19 protein-coding genes are annotated in these 19,202 nt (G+C 46.9%); 11 read left to right on the top strand and 8 right to left on the bottom strand.

The genetic code is table 11. The annotated features are described in order from the left end of the window. The first annotated feature begins 9 nt into the window (after nt 1-9). The 10 genes from RW65_RS19990 to ugd all read left to right on the top strand — a co-directional run bounded on the left by RW65_RS19990 (nt 10) and on the right by ugd (nt 10,741). Entirely contained in the window at nt 10-885 is an 876-nt protein-coding gene (locus tag RW65_RS19990; RefSeq protein WP_197058913.1) for a DegT/DnrJ/EryC1/StrS family aminotransferase, read from the top strand. Beyond that, nucleotides 885-1,379, top strand: a complete 495-nt coding sequence (locus RW65_RS19985) for an acyltransferase (protein ID WP_039058583.1) — start codon at nt 885-887, stop codon at nt 1,377-1,379. The genes RW65_RS19990 and RW65_RS19985 overlap by 1 nt, the downstream gene beginning before the upstream one ends. 2 nt (nt 1,380-1,381) lie before the next feature. Further along, nucleotides 1,382-2,353, top strand: a complete 972-nt coding sequence (locus tag RW65_RS19980; protein ID WP_039058582.1) for a hypothetical protein — start codon at nt 1,382-1,384, stop codon at nt 2,351-2,353. A 1-nt stretch (nt 2,354) separates the two neighbouring features. Beyond that, the gene (locus tag RW65_RS19975; RefSeq protein WP_039058581.1) at nt 2,355-3,461 is read left to right on the top strand and encodes a DegT/DnrJ/EryC1/StrS family aminotransferase; all 1,107 of its coding nucleotides are present in this window, start codon (nt 2,355-2,357) and stop codon (nt 3,459-3,461) included. An 11-nt stretch (nt 3,462-3,472) separates the two neighbouring features. Beyond that, the gene (locus tag RW65_RS19970) at nt 3,473-4,729 is read left to right on the top strand and encodes an O-antigen translocase (RefSeq protein ID WP_039058580.1); all 1,257 of its coding nucleotides are present in this window, start codon (nt 3,473-3,475) and stop codon (nt 4,727-4,729) included. 13 nt (nt 4,730-4,742) lie between these two features. After that, nucleotides 4,743-5,615, top strand: a complete 873-nt coding sequence (locus RW65_RS19965) for a glycosyltransferase (protein ID WP_039058579.1) — start codon at nt 4,743-4,745, stop codon at nt 5,613-5,615. A gap of 48 nt (nt 5,616-5,663) precedes the next feature. After that, nucleotides 5,664-6,884 carry an O-antigen polymerase gene (locus tag RW65_RS19960; protein ID WP_039058578.1) on the top strand — a complete coding sequence of 407 codons (1,221 nt, stop codon included), beginning with the start codon at nt 5,664-5,666 and terminating at the stop codon, nt 6,882-6,884. Continuing rightward, nucleotides 6,871-7,773, top strand: a complete 903-nt coding sequence (locus tag RW65_RS19955) for a glycosyltransferase (RefSeq protein ID WP_039058577.1) — start codon at nt 6,871-6,873, stop codon at nt 7,771-7,773. The genes RW65_RS19960 and RW65_RS19955 overlap by 14 nt, the downstream gene beginning before the upstream one ends. A gap of 127 nt (nt 7,774-7,900) precedes the next feature. Beyond that, a complete protein-coding gene (gene gnd / locus RW65_RS19950) occupies nt 7,901-9,307 on the top strand; it encodes an NADP-dependent phosphogluconate dehydrogenase (protein ID WP_039058576.1) in 1,407 nt (468 codons plus the stop codon). Nucleotides 9,308-9,574: 267 nt separating this feature from the next. After that, nucleotides 9,575-10,741: a UDP-glucose 6-dehydrogenase gene (gene ugd, locus RW65_RS19945; protein ID WP_039058575.1), complete on the top strand. Its 1,167-nt coding sequence runs from the start codon at nt 9,575-9,577 to the stop codon at nt 10,739-10,741. A 49-nt stretch (nt 10,742-10,790) separates the two neighbouring features. On the opposite strand, the gene RW65_RS19940 is transcribed toward ugd, so the two are convergent. Further along, nucleotides 10,791-11,795 carry an NAD-dependent epimerase gene (locus tag RW65_RS19940; protein WP_039058574.1) on the bottom strand — a complete coding sequence of 335 codons (1,005 nt, stop codon included), beginning with the start codon at nt 11,793-11,795 and terminating at the stop codon, nt 10,791-10,793. A gap of 201 nt (nt 11,796-11,996) precedes the next feature. Here RW65_RS19940 and wzzB point away from each other — a divergent pair, with 201 nt between their 5' ends. After that, nucleotides 11,997-13,001 (top strand): LPS O-antigen chain length determinant protein WzzB, encoded by a 1,005-nt coding sequence (wzzB, locus tag RW65_RS19935; RefSeq protein WP_039058573.1) that lies wholly within the window; start codon nt 11,997-11,999, stop codon nt 12,999-13,001. A gap of 80 nt (nt 13,002-13,081) precedes the next feature. Here the strand turns inward: wzzB and hisIE are convergent, their stop codons facing one another. The 7 genes from hisIE to hisD are packed head-to-tail and all read right to left on the bottom strand — an operon-like array spanning nt 13,082 to nt 19,198. Beyond that, entirely contained in the window at nt 13,082-13,693 is a 612-nt protein-coding gene (gene hisIE / locus RW65_RS19930; protein WP_039058572.1) for a bifunctional phosphoribosyl-AMP cyclohydrolase/phosphoribosyl-ATP diphosphatase HisIE, read from the bottom strand. Further along, entirely contained in the window at nt 13,687-14,463 is a 777-nt protein-coding gene (gene hisF / locus RW65_RS19925; RefSeq protein ID WP_039058571.1) for an imidazole glycerol phosphate synthase subunit HisF, read from the bottom strand. The genes hisIE and hisF overlap by 7 nt, the downstream gene beginning before the upstream one ends. Continuing rightward, a complete protein-coding gene (gene hisA, locus RW65_RS19920; protein WP_039058570.1) occupies nt 14,445-15,182 on the bottom strand; it encodes a 1-(5-phosphoribosyl)-5-[(5-phosphoribosylamino)methylideneamino]imidazole-4-carboxamide isomerase in 738 nt (245 codons plus the stop codon). The genes hisF and hisA overlap by 19 nt, the downstream gene beginning before the upstream one ends. Further along, nucleotides 15,182-15,772, bottom strand: coding sequence for an imidazole glycerol phosphate synthase subunit HisH (gene hisH / locus RW65_RS19915; protein ID WP_039058569.1), 591 nt, complete (start codon nt 15,770-15,772; stop codon nt 15,182-15,184). Before hisH ends, hisA begins: the two co-directional genes overlap by 1 nt. Continuing rightward, complete coding sequence (hisB, locus tag RW65_RS19910; protein ID WP_039058568.1) at nt 15,772-16,839, bottom strand: bifunctional histidinol-phosphatase/imidazoleglycerol-phosphate dehydratase HisB; 1,068 nt, start codon at nt 16,837-16,839, stop codon at nt 15,772-15,774. Before hisB ends, hisH begins: the two co-directional genes overlap by 1 nt. Continuing rightward, the gene (gene hisC / locus RW65_RS19905) at nt 16,836-17,897 is read right to left on the bottom strand and encodes a histidinol-phosphate transaminase (protein WP_039058567.1); all 1,062 of its coding nucleotides are present in this window, start codon (nt 17,895-17,897) and stop codon (nt 16,836-16,838) included. Before hisC ends, hisB begins: the two co-directional genes overlap by 4 nt. Further along, nucleotides 17,894-19,198 (bottom strand): histidinol dehydrogenase, encoded by a 1,305-nt coding sequence (hisD, locus tag RW65_RS19900; protein WP_039058566.1) that lies wholly within the window; start codon nt 19,196-19,198, stop codon nt 17,894-17,896. The genes hisC and hisD overlap by 4 nt, the downstream gene beginning before the upstream one ends. Nucleotides 19,199-19,202 lie beyond the last annotated feature (4 nt).

The following is a 19,202-nucleotide window of genomic DNA, read 5'->3' as shown; positions in this document are numbered from 1 at the left end:
GATGAATTCATGAAGCCTTCTTACAGGATAAGTCCTTTCAGTACCGCTTCTATTTCATTGAATAGCACTCTGCCATCACCAACTGAAGATGCGGGATTTTTTAATAACAGGCATCCAAATTATCATCAAAATTATTTATTAAAGGCACGGAATGGTATTACGCTTGCGCTAAAAAACTTAAATCTTTCAGAGAATGATTTTGTCACAATCCTGACAACCACCGGTAATATGTATGTTAGTGGCTGTGTAACCAAAGCTATAGAATCTGTGTGCAAATGGAATCGCGAGGTCACCGAAAATACAAAAGCAGTATTAGTAGTGCATGAGTTTGGTACAGTATTTAACCAGATGGATAAACTCTATCAGCTAGGAATTCCTGTGATAGAAGATTTTGCCCACTCGTTTAACTCAACTGCTAAAAGTGCTGGAAAAAGCGACTTTGTTATCTACAGTTTTCCAAAATATTTCCCGATTCAATACGGCGGCATCCTTCTTAGCCGGAATGCTTTAACGATTCATTCTGCAATTTCAGCTCCGCAAGAAGATTACATAAAGCGAGTTGTCTCTGAACATATCGGATTTATTGATCAATACGCTAAAAAAAGATGGGAAAACTATTATTATTTGATTAATAAATTTTCAAATTATAATTGCTCTCCACGGTTTACATTCAGTGAAACAGAGACACCGTCCGTGTTCATGTTTTGCCCTCCCGCAGATGTAAACCTTGTTGCTTTGAAAGCTTACATGCAAAGCAATGGTATAGAGTGTAGTGTCTTTTACGGTGAACAAAGTTTTTTCATTCCGCTGCATGATAAATTGCATAAAACGGATCTCGATTATTTTGTTTTCGTGTATGGCGAGTTTATTAAGCGGGGCGAGTAATGAGATTAGAAAACATTATTATAGCGGAAAGTGCTATCGTTGACCCTTCTACAAGCATCAATAATGTCTGTCTCAGAGAAAATGTTAAAATAGCCAAACGTTGCTCTGTTTTTGGGTCTAAAGAGAACCTACTTACTATAGGCCATGATACATACGTGGGCATGAACTCTATATTAAATGGCTATAGCGCAAAGTTGACAATTGGATGCCATGTTAGTATTGCGCAAAACGTAAATATTATGACGGATTCAGGACCGAATGCTAGTGAGTTATTACAAAAACTCTATCCTATAGAAAAGTCAGAGATTCAAATTGGTGACCATTGCTGGATTGGCGCTTCGACAATTATTATGCCTGGTGTGAAGTTGGGGAATTTTTGTATCGTGGCGGCAAACAGCTACGTCACTACCTCATTCGAAGATTACTCGCTTATTGGTGGGACGCCTGCGCGATTAATTAAGAAGATCGATCCCAACATGCTTCATAAGGATTAATTGTGGACAAAATAAAATCAAACGAAAAATATGCTGTCAATCTTGTTGATGACTTTGCCCAGAACAACTTATTTACGAGTGACGCGTTTATTAAACATCAAATAAACGTTCAAAAAAAAAACGTTTTAACATTCGAGCTGACAGAACTTTCCACAGGCAAACAACTTGCGATCCAATCTTTTGCCCGTGAGCAAAATGCTACAAACTGGAGCTCACCGGTAACGGGTGCTTTTGGTGCCCTTCAAGCGAATGAATTTATTTCGATGGCTGAATTGAGTTTCTTTCTTGAAACAATTTCAGAATACATATTATCTCTTGAAGGCAGTGATGAAATCAGCTGGCGTCTTCCTCCGCAGTATTATCAGAGCAAAGTGCATACTAAAGTGCAGAATGTCCTTTTTCGCCTAAAATGGGACATCACTGATTATGATCTTAATTTCCACTTACCTATCACAACTTACGAAGATTTTCGCGATAATCTTAGCAGTAGTAAAAGAAGAGAACTAAATCGTATTACCAAAACAAATCCGCTTTTTCAGAAAGCCACAACACTTGATGAACGTAAATGTGTTTATGACGTCATAAAATTAAATCGGGAAAGTCAGGGATTTCCAATGACAATGTCCTGGGATGCAATAGATGCCCTTTATCATGCAGTTGATACAAAGATAAGCTTTTATCTACTTACAAGGGATAATATTGTTTTGGCTGGTGCTATATGTTTGACATTAGATCTCGAAACATTATATGTATTCTATTGGGGTGAGCATCCTGATTATAGAAAAGATTCAACCATTGTTAAATTAGCTGAAGGCATCTATCTTTCTGCAGCAGAAAATGGCTTCAAAATAATGGATATAGGGACGTCAACTGTTCACTCTGAACCAAATCAAGGATTAATTAACTTCAAAGAGAATATCGGCTGTCTTGTTAGTCAAAAAATTACAGTTAGCTTAAAAAGAGATGGAAAATAATATGAATGTTGATTTTTTGAATTTGCAGAAAATTAATGCACGTGATGCAGATGAGATGCTTTCAGTTTGCAAGGAGGTCATTGACTCCGGTTGCTATATCGGTGGAGAACAGGTTGATGAGTTCGAGCGGAAATTTGCTGATTTTTGTGGTGCGAAATACTGTATTACTACTGCTAATGGTCTCGATGCACTTAATCTCGTGCTTCGCGCCTGGAAACTTCAAGGTCGCTTACGTAATGGTGATGAAGTTATAGTTCCTGCAAATACCTATATTGCATCGGTTCTTGCAGTAACAGAAAATAATTTAGTTCCTAAGTTAATTGAACCAGATGGTAATACTTTTAATATTACCGCCGAAGGCATAAAGTCTGCGATTACAGATAATACAAAAGCCATTTTGCCTGTCCACCTTTATGGGCAAATAGCACCGATGCCAGAAATTATGCGTATCGCTGATGAACATGGACTATTAGTTCTGGAGGATAGCGCACAGGCGCACGGCGCCCAGTTAATGGGTAAGCGTGCCGGAAACTGGGGCCATGCGGCTGGTTTTAGTTTTTACCCTGGCAAGAATCTTGGTGCGTTAGGTGATGCTGGCGCTGTGGTTACTAATAATAAAGAGTTAGCAACTGCAATTAAAGCGCTATGTAACTATGGTTCCCATAAAAAATACGAAAACCTTTATCAAGGTGTGAATAGCAGATTAGACCCAATGCAAGCTGCTATGCTTAGTATAAAATTAAGACGTCTGGATAGTGATACTGAATATCGTAGGCGCATCGCAGATATGTACATCAAGTATATCAACAATCCGCTGGTAATCACTCCGTTAGAGACTGAAACATCCGCTCATGTATGGCATTTATTTGTTATAAAAACGATTTATAGAGATCAATTGCAGGCTTGGTTGGCTTCAAATGGTATCAAAACCTTGATTCACTATCCTGTTCCACCGCATAAACAGCAGGCTTATGCAGAGCTTAACCATCTTCATTACCCAGTTACAGAGCGACTTCATAAGGAGGTTTTGTCTCTGCCAATATCACCTGTTTTAACAGACGAAGAAGTGATGTACGTCATCCAAAAAATCAATGAATTTAAAGTATAAGAGTAAATTTAATGCGGGCTCTATTTAGCGTTACTTTTTGGACAGGTTTGTTAACTCTCTTCAGGATGACCGTAGGTTTTGTTATAACAAAATTTGTGGCTATCTATGGTGGACCCACAGGTCTGGCCCTTTTGGGCCAGGTACAAGCTATCGTTACCAGCTTCAATGGAATAATTAATGCGCCGGTAAGTAATGGCATTGTGCGTTATACGGCTGAAAATTTTGAAGAAGGTGTTGATAAATGTGTGCCATGGTGGCGAGCGGGTGTACGTTGTGCTATAGGGCTTTATATAATTATACTTGCGGCGGGGGTGTTTTTCTCGAATTATTTAGCACGTTATTTTCTTGCAAGTGAAGAGTATGCATGGATAATTATTCTTGCAAGCTTTTTTCTGCCGTTCACTGCAATTGGTACTCTTATAAATTCAATTATCAACGGTAGTAAAAATTATAAAAAATATGTAATTGTTGGAATGTTGTCAACTTTACTCTCTTGCATGTTGATGATTATATTAATTTACTATTATAAATTACACGGAGCACTTATCTCCGTCTGTATCCAGTATGCCCTGGTTGGCCTAATTTCTATTGCTTTTGTTACTAAGCAAAACTGGTTTAAATTCGCTAATTTTTTCGGAAAAGTTGATAAAAATAATCTCAAAGGGATTGCAGGATATATTTGCATGGCGGTGGTCAGTGCGATCGCTCTGCCTGGCGCGTTATTGCTCATTCGTAACGAAATGGTTGAACAGTTAGGCTGGACCCTTACAGGTCAATGGCAAGCTGTTTGGCGAATATCTGAAGTATATCTCAGTGTGCTAACACTAGCATTGGGTGTCTATTATTTACCTAAACTCGCATCGCTTGGCGAGAGCAATAAAATATTGGTAGAGGTGAAAAAAACCGGTAATTTAATGTTTGGTCTTGCTATTATAATGGCACTAAGTGTCTATATGATGAAAGACTTTATAATTTTGATTCTATATTCACCTGAGTTTTTACCTGCCAGGAATTTTTTTGCGATCCAATTAATCGGGGATAGTTTGAAGTTACTTAATTGGGTCTACTCATATCCTATGCTGGCGCGGGGTTCAACTCGTTGGTTTATTTCTCTTGAGTTGTCTTTTGCTTTCTTGTTTTATATACTTACTACTATATTTTTACATTTTACTGGTTTAGGTGTTGACTCAGCATTGTTTTCATATGTAATTGTACAATTCGTTTGCTTGTTGTTTCTACGCTTTACGCTAAAATATATCATTCGTTAAAACGGACGGAATAATGCTTGATTTAACCTATGCCATGCCTTGCTATAATCATAGCGCTTATTTGGTAGAGGCTCTCGATTCAATTAAAAAGGATATCGACACTCATAATTTAAGTTATGAGATATTAATAATTGACGATGGTTCGCTTGATGATTCGGTGGAAGTAATTAACAAGTGGATGCGGGATCATAACGATATCAATGTCCGATTGATTACACAGGAAAACCACGGCATTTCCAAGACTGTTAACAAGTTATACAATAACTCCAAAGGTAAGTTTGTTCGACTATCCGCTTCTGATGATATTCTATATCCAGGAAGTTCTGCAGCTATGATGGAACTTGCTACAGATGAAGTCATTTGTGTTTTTGGAGATGGTACTGTTATTGACAATAACAGTAAGCAAATCGGCGAGAGTTTTATGAGGTATCACGGTGGGAACCCAGAAAATTTTAAAGATAATAAAAATCTACCGCGAGAGCTTATAAATAAATGGTGCATTGCCGGACCATGTATTCTTGTCCGTCGAGATTTTTTTAACACTTACCAATATGATGAAGAATCAAGAATTGACGACTTTGATTTTTTCATGAATTTATTTAAGAATCCACAAAGTGTTGTGTTCCTTGAACAACAGGTTTGCGCATATAGAGTTCATGGAACTAACACTTCTAAAGTTAAAGATGTATCTTCCAGAGTTGCTAACTTGACATCGTTTAGCTATCTGCTTGAAAAATATATCCCGGTGGATGAACTGAAGCATGTTAGAAATGAACTCCAGGCAAAAAAATATCTTACTAAGTGTAAAATTAAATTTCTGCAAAAAAAATATTTTACTGCAGTATGTAATTTCGTCATACATAAATATTATTCATTTCTGAGTTAGTTGGTTCTGAGTTTAGTAAATTATCATCAACTTAGTTTGGATTTTAATATGAGTGAAATGAAAGGCAGATTGTCGTTTTATATTATGTTGCCTGTGATTGTCCAGTTTGCTATGTTTTACCTGTGCTTCAATGTCACTTCAGAAATGTTTTTTTACTCGCTTTTCTATGGTGGAAGTATTTTTTTTCTTGTGTGTTTCTTTGAGCTATTATTTAGAAAAAAAATAAATTATACCTCCTTATATGATAATGTGTATAATAATATAGCTCCAATAGATAAGTTCGTGCTCAAGCTATTAGGTTTTTTCGTAATAGCACTTTTTCCATTGGATGTTTATTTTAATGGTTTCAAATTATTAAATCCTGCCACTTATGCAGAGTTCTATGGGGTTGGTCGTTTTATCCGTCATGTGACGACAATGTGCTGGATGTTGGTGCCCATTGCGTACATTATTCGAGCGAAAAATCCATGGGTGGCACGGCTATTTATTGTATGTTCTATATTACTGCCAATAATGATGATCGATCGCAACAGATTGTTGATGTCCTTTTTTAGTTATTTCGTGATACTCTACGCACGTTTCCGCTCACACACTATCAGAACTCGTCCCGGTGAGTTTCGCAGAGTGAAATTTGGGCTCTATTCTTTATTAATATTACTCCCAACAATATTTGTCATTATCGGTTTTTATCGTAGTGGAACCTCTTTTTCCATAGACTCTTCTGGCGACCGCATTATCTATGGAAAGTTTCCATTAACAGATTTCTTTGAAATGATGCCACCATCATTTAAACAGATTTTATTATATATAACGTCGCCGATCCTCAATTTCACGCATGTCGCATCCACTGGGTTTCTAAACGACCAATTTTTACTAAGCCAGATTTCACCTTTTTCTCGCGATGCTTACCCGGTGTACCCTTTTTCACCGGTGCTGATTGTTCGCTTTAATGTAGGTACAGAGTTTTATCCATTCTTATTATATGGTGGTTTACCCTACGTTTTTATAGCTATGTTCTTTGTAGTTTTGACTTTTAGTGTTGTATTTTATTGGTTTTGCAAATCGCAGGGTGTTTACGCTTGGCTGCTCTTTCTGAAATTTGCCTACCTGATGTTGTTTTTAGGATTTGCGCCGCAATTCTATATTTTATTTAATTTTATGAGTGTGGTTCTTATATTTATCCTATATCTATTTTCTGCTTTTTTAAAATTTTCAATGCCCGTTAATACCGGCAAAACTTCATTGGGAGGCGGCAGTGACAGGAAGTAAAGTAGCTGTTTTGTTAGCGGCATATAATGGGATGAAGTGGCTAGACGAACAAGTTCAAAGTATCATTAATCAGCAAGGCGTTACTTTAGATTTATACATTAGCGTTGACGTTAGCACTGATAGTACCTATGAACACTGCCTGGAACTAGCTCAACAATATGATAACATCTACGTGTTATCTTATGGAGTTCGCTATGGGGGTGCTGCACGAAATTTCTATCGCCTCGTTCGAGAAGTCGATATAGAAAATTATGATTACATCTCTTTTGCAGATCAGGATGATATTTGGCATTTGGATAAGTTATCTCATGCCATCAATGCTCTTACTGCGGAAGGTTACAGCTGTTATTCTAGTAACGTGGTGGCCTTTTGGGAAGATGGTAGAGAAATACTAATTAGTAAAGCACAAGCGCAAGTTCAATATGACTATTGTTTCGAATCGGCTGGTCCCGGATGCACCTACGTATTCAATAAACAAGTGGCAATAAAATTCAAATCATTTATCCAGGAAAATAAAGAAAAGGCAGATCAGGTCCAATTGCACGACTGGTTGATTTATGCTTTTGCTCGTTATAATGGTTATAAATGGTTTATTGACCCTTGGCCTGGTCTGTTGTATCGCCAGCATAGCCACAATCAATTCGGTGCAAATGGCGGCATATCAGCAGCAATACGAAGAATTACGATGATACGAAACAGTTGGTATCTAACAGAAATAAAACGTATCGTAAATATTCTTGGCATTCAAGATCATTCTTTTTTTCGGAAATCGTTGAATCGCGGGTATTTGGGTAATTTATACCTGGTCTGTAATATCCATAAAGTTCGTAGGAAAATGCGTGACCGTCTCGGCCTTGCTGTTATATTGGTGTTAGGTATGCTTAAGTAACTGGTCACCTCAGCACTGATATGGGTATTAATGGATTTGCTTCTATCGAACTCTAATTTAGAGTATAAAATTCTTTTTTGACCCGTGAGCGATCGGCTCCGGAAGATACACCTGACAGGAGTAAGTAATGTCCAAGCAACAAATCGGCGTTGTCGGTATGGCAGTGATGGGGCGCAACCTGGCGCTGAACATCGAAAGTCGTGGCTACAGCGTATCCGTGTTCAACCGCTCACGCGAAAAAACCGAAGAAGTGATTGCCGAAAATCCGGGCAAACAGCTGGTTCCTTACTACACCGTACAAGAATTTGTCGAATCCCTTGAAACGCCGCGCCGTATCCTGCTGATGGTGAAAGCAGGCGCTGGCACAGACGCGGCTATCGATTCGCTGAAGCCGTACCTGGACAAAGGCGACATCATTATTGATGGCGGTAACACCTTCTTCCAGGACACTATTCGCCGTAATCGTGAACTCTCTGCAGAAGGTTTCAACTTTATCGGTACCGGCGTTTCCGGCGGTGAAGAGGGCGCGCTTAAAGGCCCGTCAATCATGCCTGGCGGCCAGAAAGAAGCGTATGAGCTGGTTGCGCCGATCCTGACGAAAATCGCAGCCGTTGCCGAAGACGGCGAGCCGTGCGTGACCTACATTGGTCCGGACGGTGCGGGTCACTACGTCAAAATGGTGCACAACGGTATCGAATACGGTGATATGCAGCTGATCGCCGAAGCCTATGCGCTGTTAAAAGGCGGCCTGAATCTCACTAACGAAGAGCTGGCAAAAACCTTTAGCGAGTGGAACGCGGGTGAACTGAGCAGCTATCTGATCGACATCACCAAAGATATCTTCACCAAGAAAGATGAAGAGGGTCACTATCTGGTTGATGTGATTCTGGATGAAGCGGCTAACAAAGGCACGGGTAAATGGACCAGCCAGAGCTCGCTGGATCTGGGTGAACCGCTGTCGCTGATCACTGAATCCGTCTTTGCGCGCTATATTTCCTCTCTGAAAGAGCAGCGTGTTGCCGCCTCTAAAGTGCTCTCTGGTCCGCAGGCAAAACCGGCTGGCGATAAAGCAGAATTTATCGAGAAAGTACGCCGCGCGCTGTATCTGGGCAAAATCGTCTCTTACGCACAGGGCTTCTCACAACTGCGCGCTGCCTCTGATGAGCATAACTGGGATCTGAACTACGGCGAAATCGCGAAGATTTTCCGCGCTGGTTGCATTATCCGTGCCCAGTTCCTGCAGAAAATCACCGATGCCTATGCCGAAAACCCGGCCATCGCTAACCTGCTGTTGGCACCGTACTTTAAGAAAATCGCCGACGATTACCAGCAGGCGCTGCGTGACGTCGTTGCCTATGCCGTACAGAACGGTATTCCGGTTCCGACCTTCTCCGCGGCCGTAGCTTATTACGATAGCTACCGTTCTGCGGTACTCCCGGCCAACCTGATTCAGGCTCAGCGTGACTACTTCGGTGCTCATACTTATAAACGCACTGACAAAGACGGTGTGTTCCATACCGAGTGGTTGGATTAATCTGATAATCACCCTTTAAAATGACACAGGCCCGGTTGTTAAAACCGGGCTTTTTTTTCGGCTGATCCGCCGTGTTTTCGGCCAGTCTTGTTTCTTTTGACGATTTTTATCGTCTAAACCTCGCATAAACGCCGACGTTGACGGCCGCTTGTCGCCTTGACAGTCCCTCAACAGAAGAGGTAAAAACCCCAACAGTTATTGATATTAAGCGGGCGGCGAAGGCATCGCCGCTTCAGGTTTCAAACACTCACAAAAGTTGCTTATCGAATGAAAATAACAATCTCCGGAACAGGTTACGTTGGGCTATCAAACGGGATTCTGATCGCGCAAAACCATGAAGTGGTGGCGTTGGATATCGTTCAGTCCAAAGTAGATATGCTTAATCAGAAGATTTCTCCCATCGTTGATAAAGAGATCCAGGAGTATTTGCAGAATAAGCCGCTGAATTTCCGCGCGACGACGGACAAAGCCGACGCCTATCGCGGTGCAGATTTCGTTATTATCGCTACGCCGACGGATTACGATCCCAAATCCAACTACTTCAATACCAGCAGCGTTGAGTCCGTTATTCGCGATGTGATGGAGTTCAACCCGCAGGCGGTGATGATCATTAAATCCACCATTCCAGTGGGCTTTACCCAGTCAATCCGTGAAAAATACGGTATTGATAATGTTATCTTCTCGCCGGAATTCCTGCGCGAAGGTAAGGCGCTGTACGACAACCTGTACCCTTCGCGTATCGTGATCGGCGAGCGCTCTGAACGCGCCGAACGCTTTGCTGCGCTGCTGCAGGAAGGCGCCATTAAAAAAGACATTCGCGTACTGTTTACCGACTCCACTGAAGCCGAAGCGATCAAGTTGTTCGCTAACACCTATCTGGCGATGCGCGTAGCCTACTTTAATGAACTCGATAGCTATGCCGAAAGCCTGGGGCTGAATAGCCGTCAGATTATTGAAGGCGTATGCCTCGATCCGCGTATTGGCAATCATTATAACAACCCGTCATTCGGCTACGGCGGTTATTGTCTGCCGAAAGATACCAAACAGCTGTTGGCGAACTACCAGTCGGTGCCGAACAATATTATCTCGGCCATCGTTGATGCTAACCGCACGCGTAAGGATTTCGTGGCCGATTCTATTCTGTCGCGTAAACCGAAAGTGGTGGGCGTCTATCGCCTGATTATGAAGAGCGGCTCCGATAACTTCCGCGCCTCCTCTATTCAGGGCATCATGAAACGCATTAAAGCGAAGGGCGTGCAGGTTATTATTTATGAACCGGTGATGCAGGAAGATGAGTTCTTCCACTCGCGAGTGGTGCGCGATCTGAATGCCTTCAAGCAGGAGTCGGATGTTATTATCTCCAACCGCATGGCTGAAGAGTTAGCAGATGTGGCGGACAAAGTTTATACCCGCGATCTGTTTGGCAATGATTAACGCGGTTATCGCTCAAACAAAAACGGCCCCTTGAGGCCGTTTTTCTATTTTAAGCGTGATAATAAGTTTTATACCACTCGACAAATTTCTTTACGCCCTCTTTTACTGAGGTCTGCGGCTTAAAGCCAATCGTTTCATATAACGGCTGGGTATCGGCGCTGGTTTCCAGTACGTCGCCTGGCTGAATCGGCAGCATATTTTTCTGCGCTTCAATGCCTAACGCTTCTTCCAGCGCGGTGATGTAATCCATTAATTCCACCGGCGAGCTGTTGCCAATATTATAGATATGGTAAGGAGCTGAACTGGTGGCTGGCGAACCACTTTCCACGCTCCAGTTTGCGTCCGGCTGCGGAATAACATCCTGCATGCGAATAATCGCTTCAACAATATCGTCGATATAGGTGAAATCTCGCTTCATCTTGCCGTAGTTATATACGTCAATGCTCTTACCCTCGAGCATCGCTTTGGTGAACTTAAACAGCGCCATATCCGGGCGGCCCCACGGGCCATAGACCGTAAAGAAGCGCAGGCCGGTGGTGGGCAGACCATAGAGATGAGAATAGGTGTGCGACATCAACTCATTGGCTTTTTTGGTCGCCGCATACAGAGAGACCGGATGATCGACAGAGTCATCGGTGGAAAAAGGCATCTTGCGATTCAAACCGTACACGGAACTCGATGAGGCATACACCAGGTGCTGAACCTTATTATGGCGGCAGCCTTCCAGCACGTTGAGATGGCCTATCAGGTTGGACTCAGCGTAAACGTGTGGGTTCTCCAGCGAGTAGCGCACGCCTGCTTGCGCGGCGAGATGAATGACGCGGTTAAATTTCTCCCTGGCAAACAGCTGGCTCATTGCCACCGTGTCGGCAAGATCGATTTTGTGAAATTGAAATGCGGGACCAGACAGTAAATCCAGGCGCGCCTGTTTCAGACTGACATCGTAATAATCATTGAGATTATCAATCCCTACCACCTCGTAGCCTGCCTGTAGAAGACGTTCACTAACGTGAAAGCCAATAAAGCCGGCCGCGCCGGTAACCAGAAATTTCATCTCTTATCCTTACTGACAACTCATACAATTCGCATATTGTATGATGCTGCCCGGTTAATCGCCATGAATTATGCAAAGCTGAACACGGCGAAAAAAGTCCGAAAAAACGGATTTATAGGAAATCCTATAGAAAAAAATGCATAGAAAGATAAACTCGCGCTTTATACAAATACTCTCAAGCACTTCTTACTTAGGGTTGCTATGACATACGAAAGAAATAATCACCCGTCCAGAATTGACGATGAAGAAGAACAGATTGATTTGATTGAACTTTCTCTGCAGCTCTGGCGAGGGAAGTGGATTATCGCATTGTTTGTTTTATCAAGCCTTGTTATTGCAGGTGCGTATTTGACCCTGGCGAAGGAAAAATGGACCTCCGTTTCTATTGTCAGTTTGCCTGATGACGGGCAGATTGCCCGCTACGCGAACGCCATGGATGTCCTGAGCAATGACCGAAAATACGATATGACCGATATTCAGCAGCGGCTGATCACACGTTTTAATTCCGCCTTTTCAGCCTTAGCAGAAACCCTAAATAACCAGGATGTCCCGGAGAAACTGACAATTGATCCGGCGGTGCCGGGACAACCGCTACCGCTTAAGTTGACCTACCAGGGCCCCTCAGCCAAAGATGCTCAGCGGAAGCTGGCGCAATTTATTGAGCAGGTGGATCAGCAGATTGCTAAGGAATTGATCGTTGATTTAAATGCTACAATTAAATCCCGTTCAACGGGTTTGCAAGAAGCTCTGAAAGCGCAGGAAAAAGTGGCGCAGGAGAAGAAAGACCTGCGTATTAAACAGATTGCTCAGGCACTATCCGTCGCCAAAGAGGCGCAAGTGCAGTCTCCGCAGGTTAACCAGGTCCAGCAAAACGTGTCGCAGGATACGTTATTCTTGCTCGGCAGCTCAGCGCTGGAATCGATGATTAAAAATGAGTCATCCCGGCCCCTCATTTTGCCCGATGATTACTACGAAATTCGGGAGAATTTATTGAATATTCAGTCTATTAACGTTGGCGCAGAAAGCTTCCATGGCTACCGTTATGTTATGAAACCCTCGTTACCGATTCGCCGTGACAGCCCTAAGATAGCGCTGACGCTGGTACTAGCTGTGTTGCTGGGGCTGATTGTTGGCTCAGGTTTCGTACTGGTGCGTAATACCGTCAAAATTTATCAATCACGTGAGCGAATCGCCGCTGAACAATGACCTAATACCGGCAGGTTAGGCGATACAAACGCGAATGCTAAAAAGGCCCATATTTCCATATGGGCCTTTTTGTCAGCAAACTATTGATGACGCTTGCGCAAATTCTCTATCACCGTCGTTAAATCCAGCTGCTGATCCTGCAGCAGGACCAGTAGATGGTAGACAAGATCCGAGGCTTCATTGGTTAGCTCTTCCCGATCGTTTACCGTTGCCGCCAGTGCGGTTTCGACGCCTTCTTCACCGACTTTTTGCGCAATGCGCTTGGTGCCGCTGGCATACAGCCGGGCGGTATACGAACTTTCCGGATCGGCGGTTTTCCGCGCGGCAAGTAGCTCTTCTAATTGATAAAGAAACAGCCACTGGTGACTATTTTCGCCAAAGCAGCTGGATGTGCCTTTATGGCAGGTTGGACCGATTGGGTTGACCAGCACCAGCAGCGTATCGTTATCGCAGTCCGGCGCGATATTGACCACGTTGAGAAAGTGTCCGGAGGTTTCGCCTTTGGTCCACAAGCGTCCTTTGGTGCGCGAGAAAAAGGTCACTTTGCCGCTTTCCAGCGTCTTTGCCAGCGCCTGCTGATTCATATAACCCAGCATCAGCACTTCGCCGGAAACCGCATGTTGTACCACGGCGGGCAGCAGTCCGTCGGTTTTTTCCCAGTCCAGTTGGGCCAGTTGTTGCTCTGTTAACATACCCTGATCTCCACGCCCTGGCCTGCCAGGTACGTTTTTAATTCACCAATATTGATAATCTGTTTGTGGAATACGGAAGCCGCCAGCGCGCCATCAACATTAGCCTCGCGGAACGCGTCGAGAAAATGCGCCATCGTACCCGCGCCGCCGGAGGCGATCAGCGGAACATTGCAGACGGCACGCACTTTCTGTAGTTGCTCCAGATCGTAGCCATTACGTACGCCATCCTGATTCATCATATTCAGTACGATTTCCCCGGCGCCGCGTTTTTGCACTTCTTTCACCCAATCAAGGGTTTCCCACTGCGTGATGCGCGTACGGCTCTCATCGCCGGTATACTGATTGACGTGATATTTGCCTGTTGCTGCATCAAACCAGGTGTCGATACCTACCACAATGCACTGCACGCCAAAACGATCCGCCAGCCGCGTAATCAGTTCGGGATCCGCCAGCGCAGGGGAGTTAATCGAAATTTTATCCGCACCAAACGAGAGCAGCTTCGCCGCGTCATCGGCTGACTTGATGCCGCCCGCGACGCAGAACGGAATATCAATCACTTCCGCCACGCGTGATATCCAGCTCTTATCCACCACGCGGCCATCGCTTGAGGCGGTGATATCGTAAAACACCAGTTCATCGGCCCCTTCTTCGGCGTAGCGTTTCGCCAGCGGCACAATGTCGCCAATAATTTCATGATTGCGAAACTGCACGCCTTTCACAACCTGGCCATCGCGTACGTCAAGACAAGGAATTATACGTTTTGCCAGCATTGAATGGCCTCCTTCACAGTAAATTTACCTTCCAGCAGCGCGCGCCCGACAATCACGCCGCGCACGCCGCTGCCGCGCAGGGCAGCAATATCGTTGAGAGAGCCAATACCGCCGGAGGATTGAAACGCCACCTGCGGCCAGCGGGTGCAAATCTCTTGATAAAGGGCAACGTTCGAACCGGCGAGCGTCCCGTCACGGGAGATATCCGTACACAGCACATGCTGAAGGCCAACCGTAAGATAGGTTTCCGTCAGCGCTTCCAGCGTCACGCCAGAGTTTTCCTGCCAGCCGCTGATGGCAACCTGTTTTGTGCCGTGCTCATCAATCCGTACATCCAGCGCCAGCACCAGCCGTTCTGCGCCAAAACGCGTAAACCAGCCCTTTACTGTCTCCGGGGATTTGACCGCCGTGGAACCAATGACCACGCGCGCCACTCCCGCAGACAGCAAAGCGTCAACATCCTCTTCCGTGCGCACGCCACCGCCAACCTGTACCGGCACGTTGACCCCGGCGACCAGGGTTTTCAGTAATGGGATCTGGCGTTTGGCAGGATCTTTAGCCCCGGTTAAATCCACCAGGTGCAGCATCTGCGCGCCCTGAGCTGCATAATCCTGCAGGCGCGGCAGCGGATCGCTTCCGTAATCGCGCTGTTGGGCGTAATCCCCCTGATGCAGGCGCACCACGGTGCCGTCGATTAAATCTAAAGCCGGAATAATCATCACATCTCCAGGAAGTTTTTCAGCAGCTGTGCGCCTGCGCGTCCCGAACGTTCCGGGTGAAACTGCACGCCAAAGAAGTTATCTTTCTGCACCGCGGCGGTGAACGCTTCGCCATACTGGCACTGGGCGATAGTCCAGCTATTTACCGGCATCGCGTAGCTGTGCACAAAGTAGAAGTAGGCACCGTCCTCAATGCCCTGAAACAGGCGGTTGCCCGCTTTCGGGTAGACCTGATTCCAGCCCATATGCGGCAGCGGCAGGCCAGCGTCTTTCATCTTCGGTACATCCTGATCAATGATGCCCAACAGGTCGACACCGTTGTTCTCTTCGCTAAAACGCCCGAGCAACTGCATACCCAGGCAAATACCCAGCACCGGTTGGGTGCAGGCTTTTACCAGGTCGATAAGCTCGCGCTCGCGCAGCTGATCCATTGCCGCCTGGGCGGTACCGACGCCGGGTAAAAAGAGTTTGTCTGCGCGCAGTACCACGTCCGGGTCGCGGCTGACCCGCGGTTCATAGCCGTGGCGCGCGACGGCGGATTTCACCGAATTGAGGTTGGCACAGCCGGTATCCAGGATCACCACGTTCATTACAGCACTCCTTTTGAGGAGGGAAGGGTATCGCCTTCCACACGGATCGCCTGGCGCAGCGTTCGGCCAAAGGCTTTAAACAAACTCTCCACGCGGTGGTGATCGTTTTTGCCTTTGGTTTTAAGATGTAACGTCACGGCCATGGTATAGGAGAGAGAGCGGAAGAAGTGCTCCACCATTTCGGTGCTTAGATCGCCCACGCGCTGGTAAGTGAATTCCGCTTTATATTCCAGATGCGGACGGCCGGAGATATCCAGCGCACAGCGCGCCAGGCACTCGTCCATCGGCAGCACAAAGCCGAAGCGATTGATGCCGCGTTTGTCGCCGAGGGCCAGTTTCAACGCTTCGCCCAGCGCCAGGCCGGTATCTTCTACGGTGTGGTGATCGTCAATATAGAGATCGCCTTTGACGGTAATTTCCATGCGGAAGCCGCCGTGGGTAGCGATTTGATCGAGCATATGGTCGAAGAAACCGACGCCGGTGTGAATTTTGCTGCCGCCTTCGCGATCCAGCCACACTTTGACATCTATTTGCGTCTCGCGGGTGTTGCGCTCTACGTGCGCATAGCGGTCGCGGCGGGTCAGTTGCTCGCCAATCATCGCCCAGTTCAGCGTATCGCGATGGTAGCGCAGCCCGCCAATCGCCATATTATTCGCCAGCTCAATATCCGTCGCGCGGTCACCAATTACATAGCTCCCCGCGCGGTCGAGCGCGTCTTCCGCCAGCCAGCGTTCAACCATTTTCACCTTCGGCTTGCGGCAGTCGCACGCATCTGCGGGCAGATGCGGACAGATCAGCACCTCTTCAAATTCAATTCCCTGAGACGTGAAAACCTGCATCATCAGGTTGTGCGGGCCATCGAAATCCGCCTGCGGAAAGCTGCTGGTACCGAGCCCGTCCTGGTTGGTGATCATTACCAGCTTGTAACCCGCGCTTTGCAGCTTTAGCAGCACGGGAATAACATCCGGCTCAAAGGCCAGCTTGTCGAATTTATCCACCTGATAATCGGAAGGTGGCTCGGAAATCAAGGTTCCGTCACGGTCAATAAACAGGTACTTCTGGCTCATACTGGCTCCGCACGTAAGGCGTCAATGACGCGCTGGCTCTCTGCGCGGGTGCCGATGGTGATACGCAGGCAGCCGCTTAAAGAGGGTTGTTTGTTCTGATCTCTGAGGATAATGCCTTGATCCCACAGAGATTTAAACACTGCGCTCGAGGCTTTCATGCGCACAAGAATATAGTTGGTCTCGGAATCAAACACCTGCTCGACACAGGGAATAGCCTGTAACGCGTTGACCAGAAACTGTCGTTCAAGGAGGATCTGCGCCACCCGTTCGCGCATGGCGACAATCCCCTGCGGGCTAAGGGCCTGAGCGGCAATATCCGCCACCGGCGTCGAGAGTGGGTAGGGGGCAATCACTTTTAACAGCAGGGAAATAACCTCTTCATTAGCCAGCGTAAAACCACAGCGCAAACCTGCCAGCGCAAAGGCTTTTGACAGCGTGCGCAGCACCACCAGGTGCGGATATTCCGCCAGCCATCCAGCCAGCGTTACCTGCGGGCAGAACTCGATATAGGCTTCGTCGGCGACCACCAGCGCTTTTCCGCGGGTCATCTCCAGCAATACGCGCATATCCTGTGGGTTAATAATCTGCCCGGTCGGGTTATTGGGGCTGCAAACATACACCACTTTTACGCCGGGCAGATTCTCGGCAATGGCCGGTAAATCGAGCTGCCAGTTGGCAAGGGTGGGCACAGTACGATATTCCACGCCGAGGGTTTCAGCACTCACGCTGTACATGCCGTAAGTGGGCGGGCAGAACAGCACCGCATCTTGACCCGGTTCGCAAAAGGCGCGGATCAGCAGTTCGATGCCTTCATCTGCGCCACGGCTGACCAGCACCTGTTGCGGATTTACCCCGGCATACTGCGCATAGTTTTCTATCACCGCTTTTGGCTGGCACTCCGGGTAACGGTTTAGCGTCTGCTGGGTCAATTCAAAAGGAACAGCCGTCGGAAATTCATTGGCATTCAGCCAGACATCGCCTTTACCGCCCAGACGACGCGCTGATTGATAAGGGGTTAATTCGCGCACGTTTTTACGTGCCAGTTCTTCAATGCTCATGCTTGCTCCTTCAGCGCATTAACGCGCAACGTGACGGCATTTTTGTGCGCGGTCAGGCGTTCCGCCGCCGCCAGCGTCTCAATGGTGCTTGCCAGGTGCGCAAACCCTTCTTTTGAGAGTTCCTGCACCGTCATACGTTTTTGAAAATCCGCCAGCCCAAGGCTTGAGCAAGTTGCGGTGTAACCATAGGTCGGCAGCACGTGGTTGGTGCCGGAGGCGTAATCGCCCGCGGACTCCGGCGACCAGTCGCCAAGAAACACCGAACCGGCGCTGGTAATGCTCGCGACTAATGAACGGGCATCACGCGTCTGGATGATTAAATGTTCCGGGCCGTACTGATTAGAGATCGACACGCACTGGGCCAGATCGCGCGCCACAATCAGTCGGCTGGCGGCGAGGGCCTGGCGGGCGGTTTCCGCACGGGGCAAGTCGTTGAGCTGGCGTTCTACCGCCTGGGCGACGCGAGTGGCCATCTCTCTATCCGATGTTAGCAGGATCACCTGTGAATCCGGGCCATGTTCCGCCTGAGAAAGCAGATCCGAGGCGACGAAATCCGGGGTCGCGCCGCTATCGGCAATCACCAGCACTTCCGAAGGACCGGCGGGCATATCGATTGCCGCGCCGTCCAGACGCTGGCTGACCTGCCGTTTTGCCTCGGTGACAAAGGCGTTGCCGGGACCAAAGATTTTATCGACTTTCGGCACCGATTCGCTGCCAAAAGCCAGCGCGGCAATTGCCTGCGCGCCGCCGACTTTGAAAATCTCCTGCACGCCGCACAGCTGAGCGGCATAGAGAATTTCGTCAGCAATCGGCGGCGGTGAACAGAGCACCACTTTCTGGCAACCGGCAATACGCGCCGGCGTGGCCAGCATCAATACCGTTGAAAACAGCGGAGCCGATCCGCCGGGGATATAAAGTCCCACCGAGGCGATAGGGCGCGTGACCTGCTGGCAGCGTACGCCCGGCAGAGTTTCCACATCGACGATGGGCAGTTGCTGGGCCATATGGAAAGTGTCGATATTTTTCACCGCCACGGCCATCGCCTGTTTAATATCATCGCCCAACCGCGCGCTGGCCTCGGCGATCTCCTGCGCGGTGACTTGCAGGGCTGCTACCTGGGTTTTGTCGAATTTGGCGCTGTATTCGCGCAGGGCATCGTCGCCGCGCGCTTTGACGTTATCGAGGATCTCAACCACGGTACGGGTAATACTTTCCGACGCGGAGATCGCCGGGCGCATCAGCAGGGCGCGTTGTTGTTCTTCGCTACAGCTGTTCCAGTCGATTACGGTATTGAAGCTCATCGCC

The sequence above is a fragment of the Enterobacter sp. Bisph1 genome (assembly GCF_000814905.1).
Taxonomy (GTDB): domain Bacteria; phylum Pseudomonadota; class Gammaproteobacteria; order Enterobacterales; family Enterobacteriaceae; genus Kosakonia.
The sequence above is the reverse complement of the archived record's forward strand: the minus strand, read 5'-3'. Positions and strand labels throughout refer to the sequence as shown.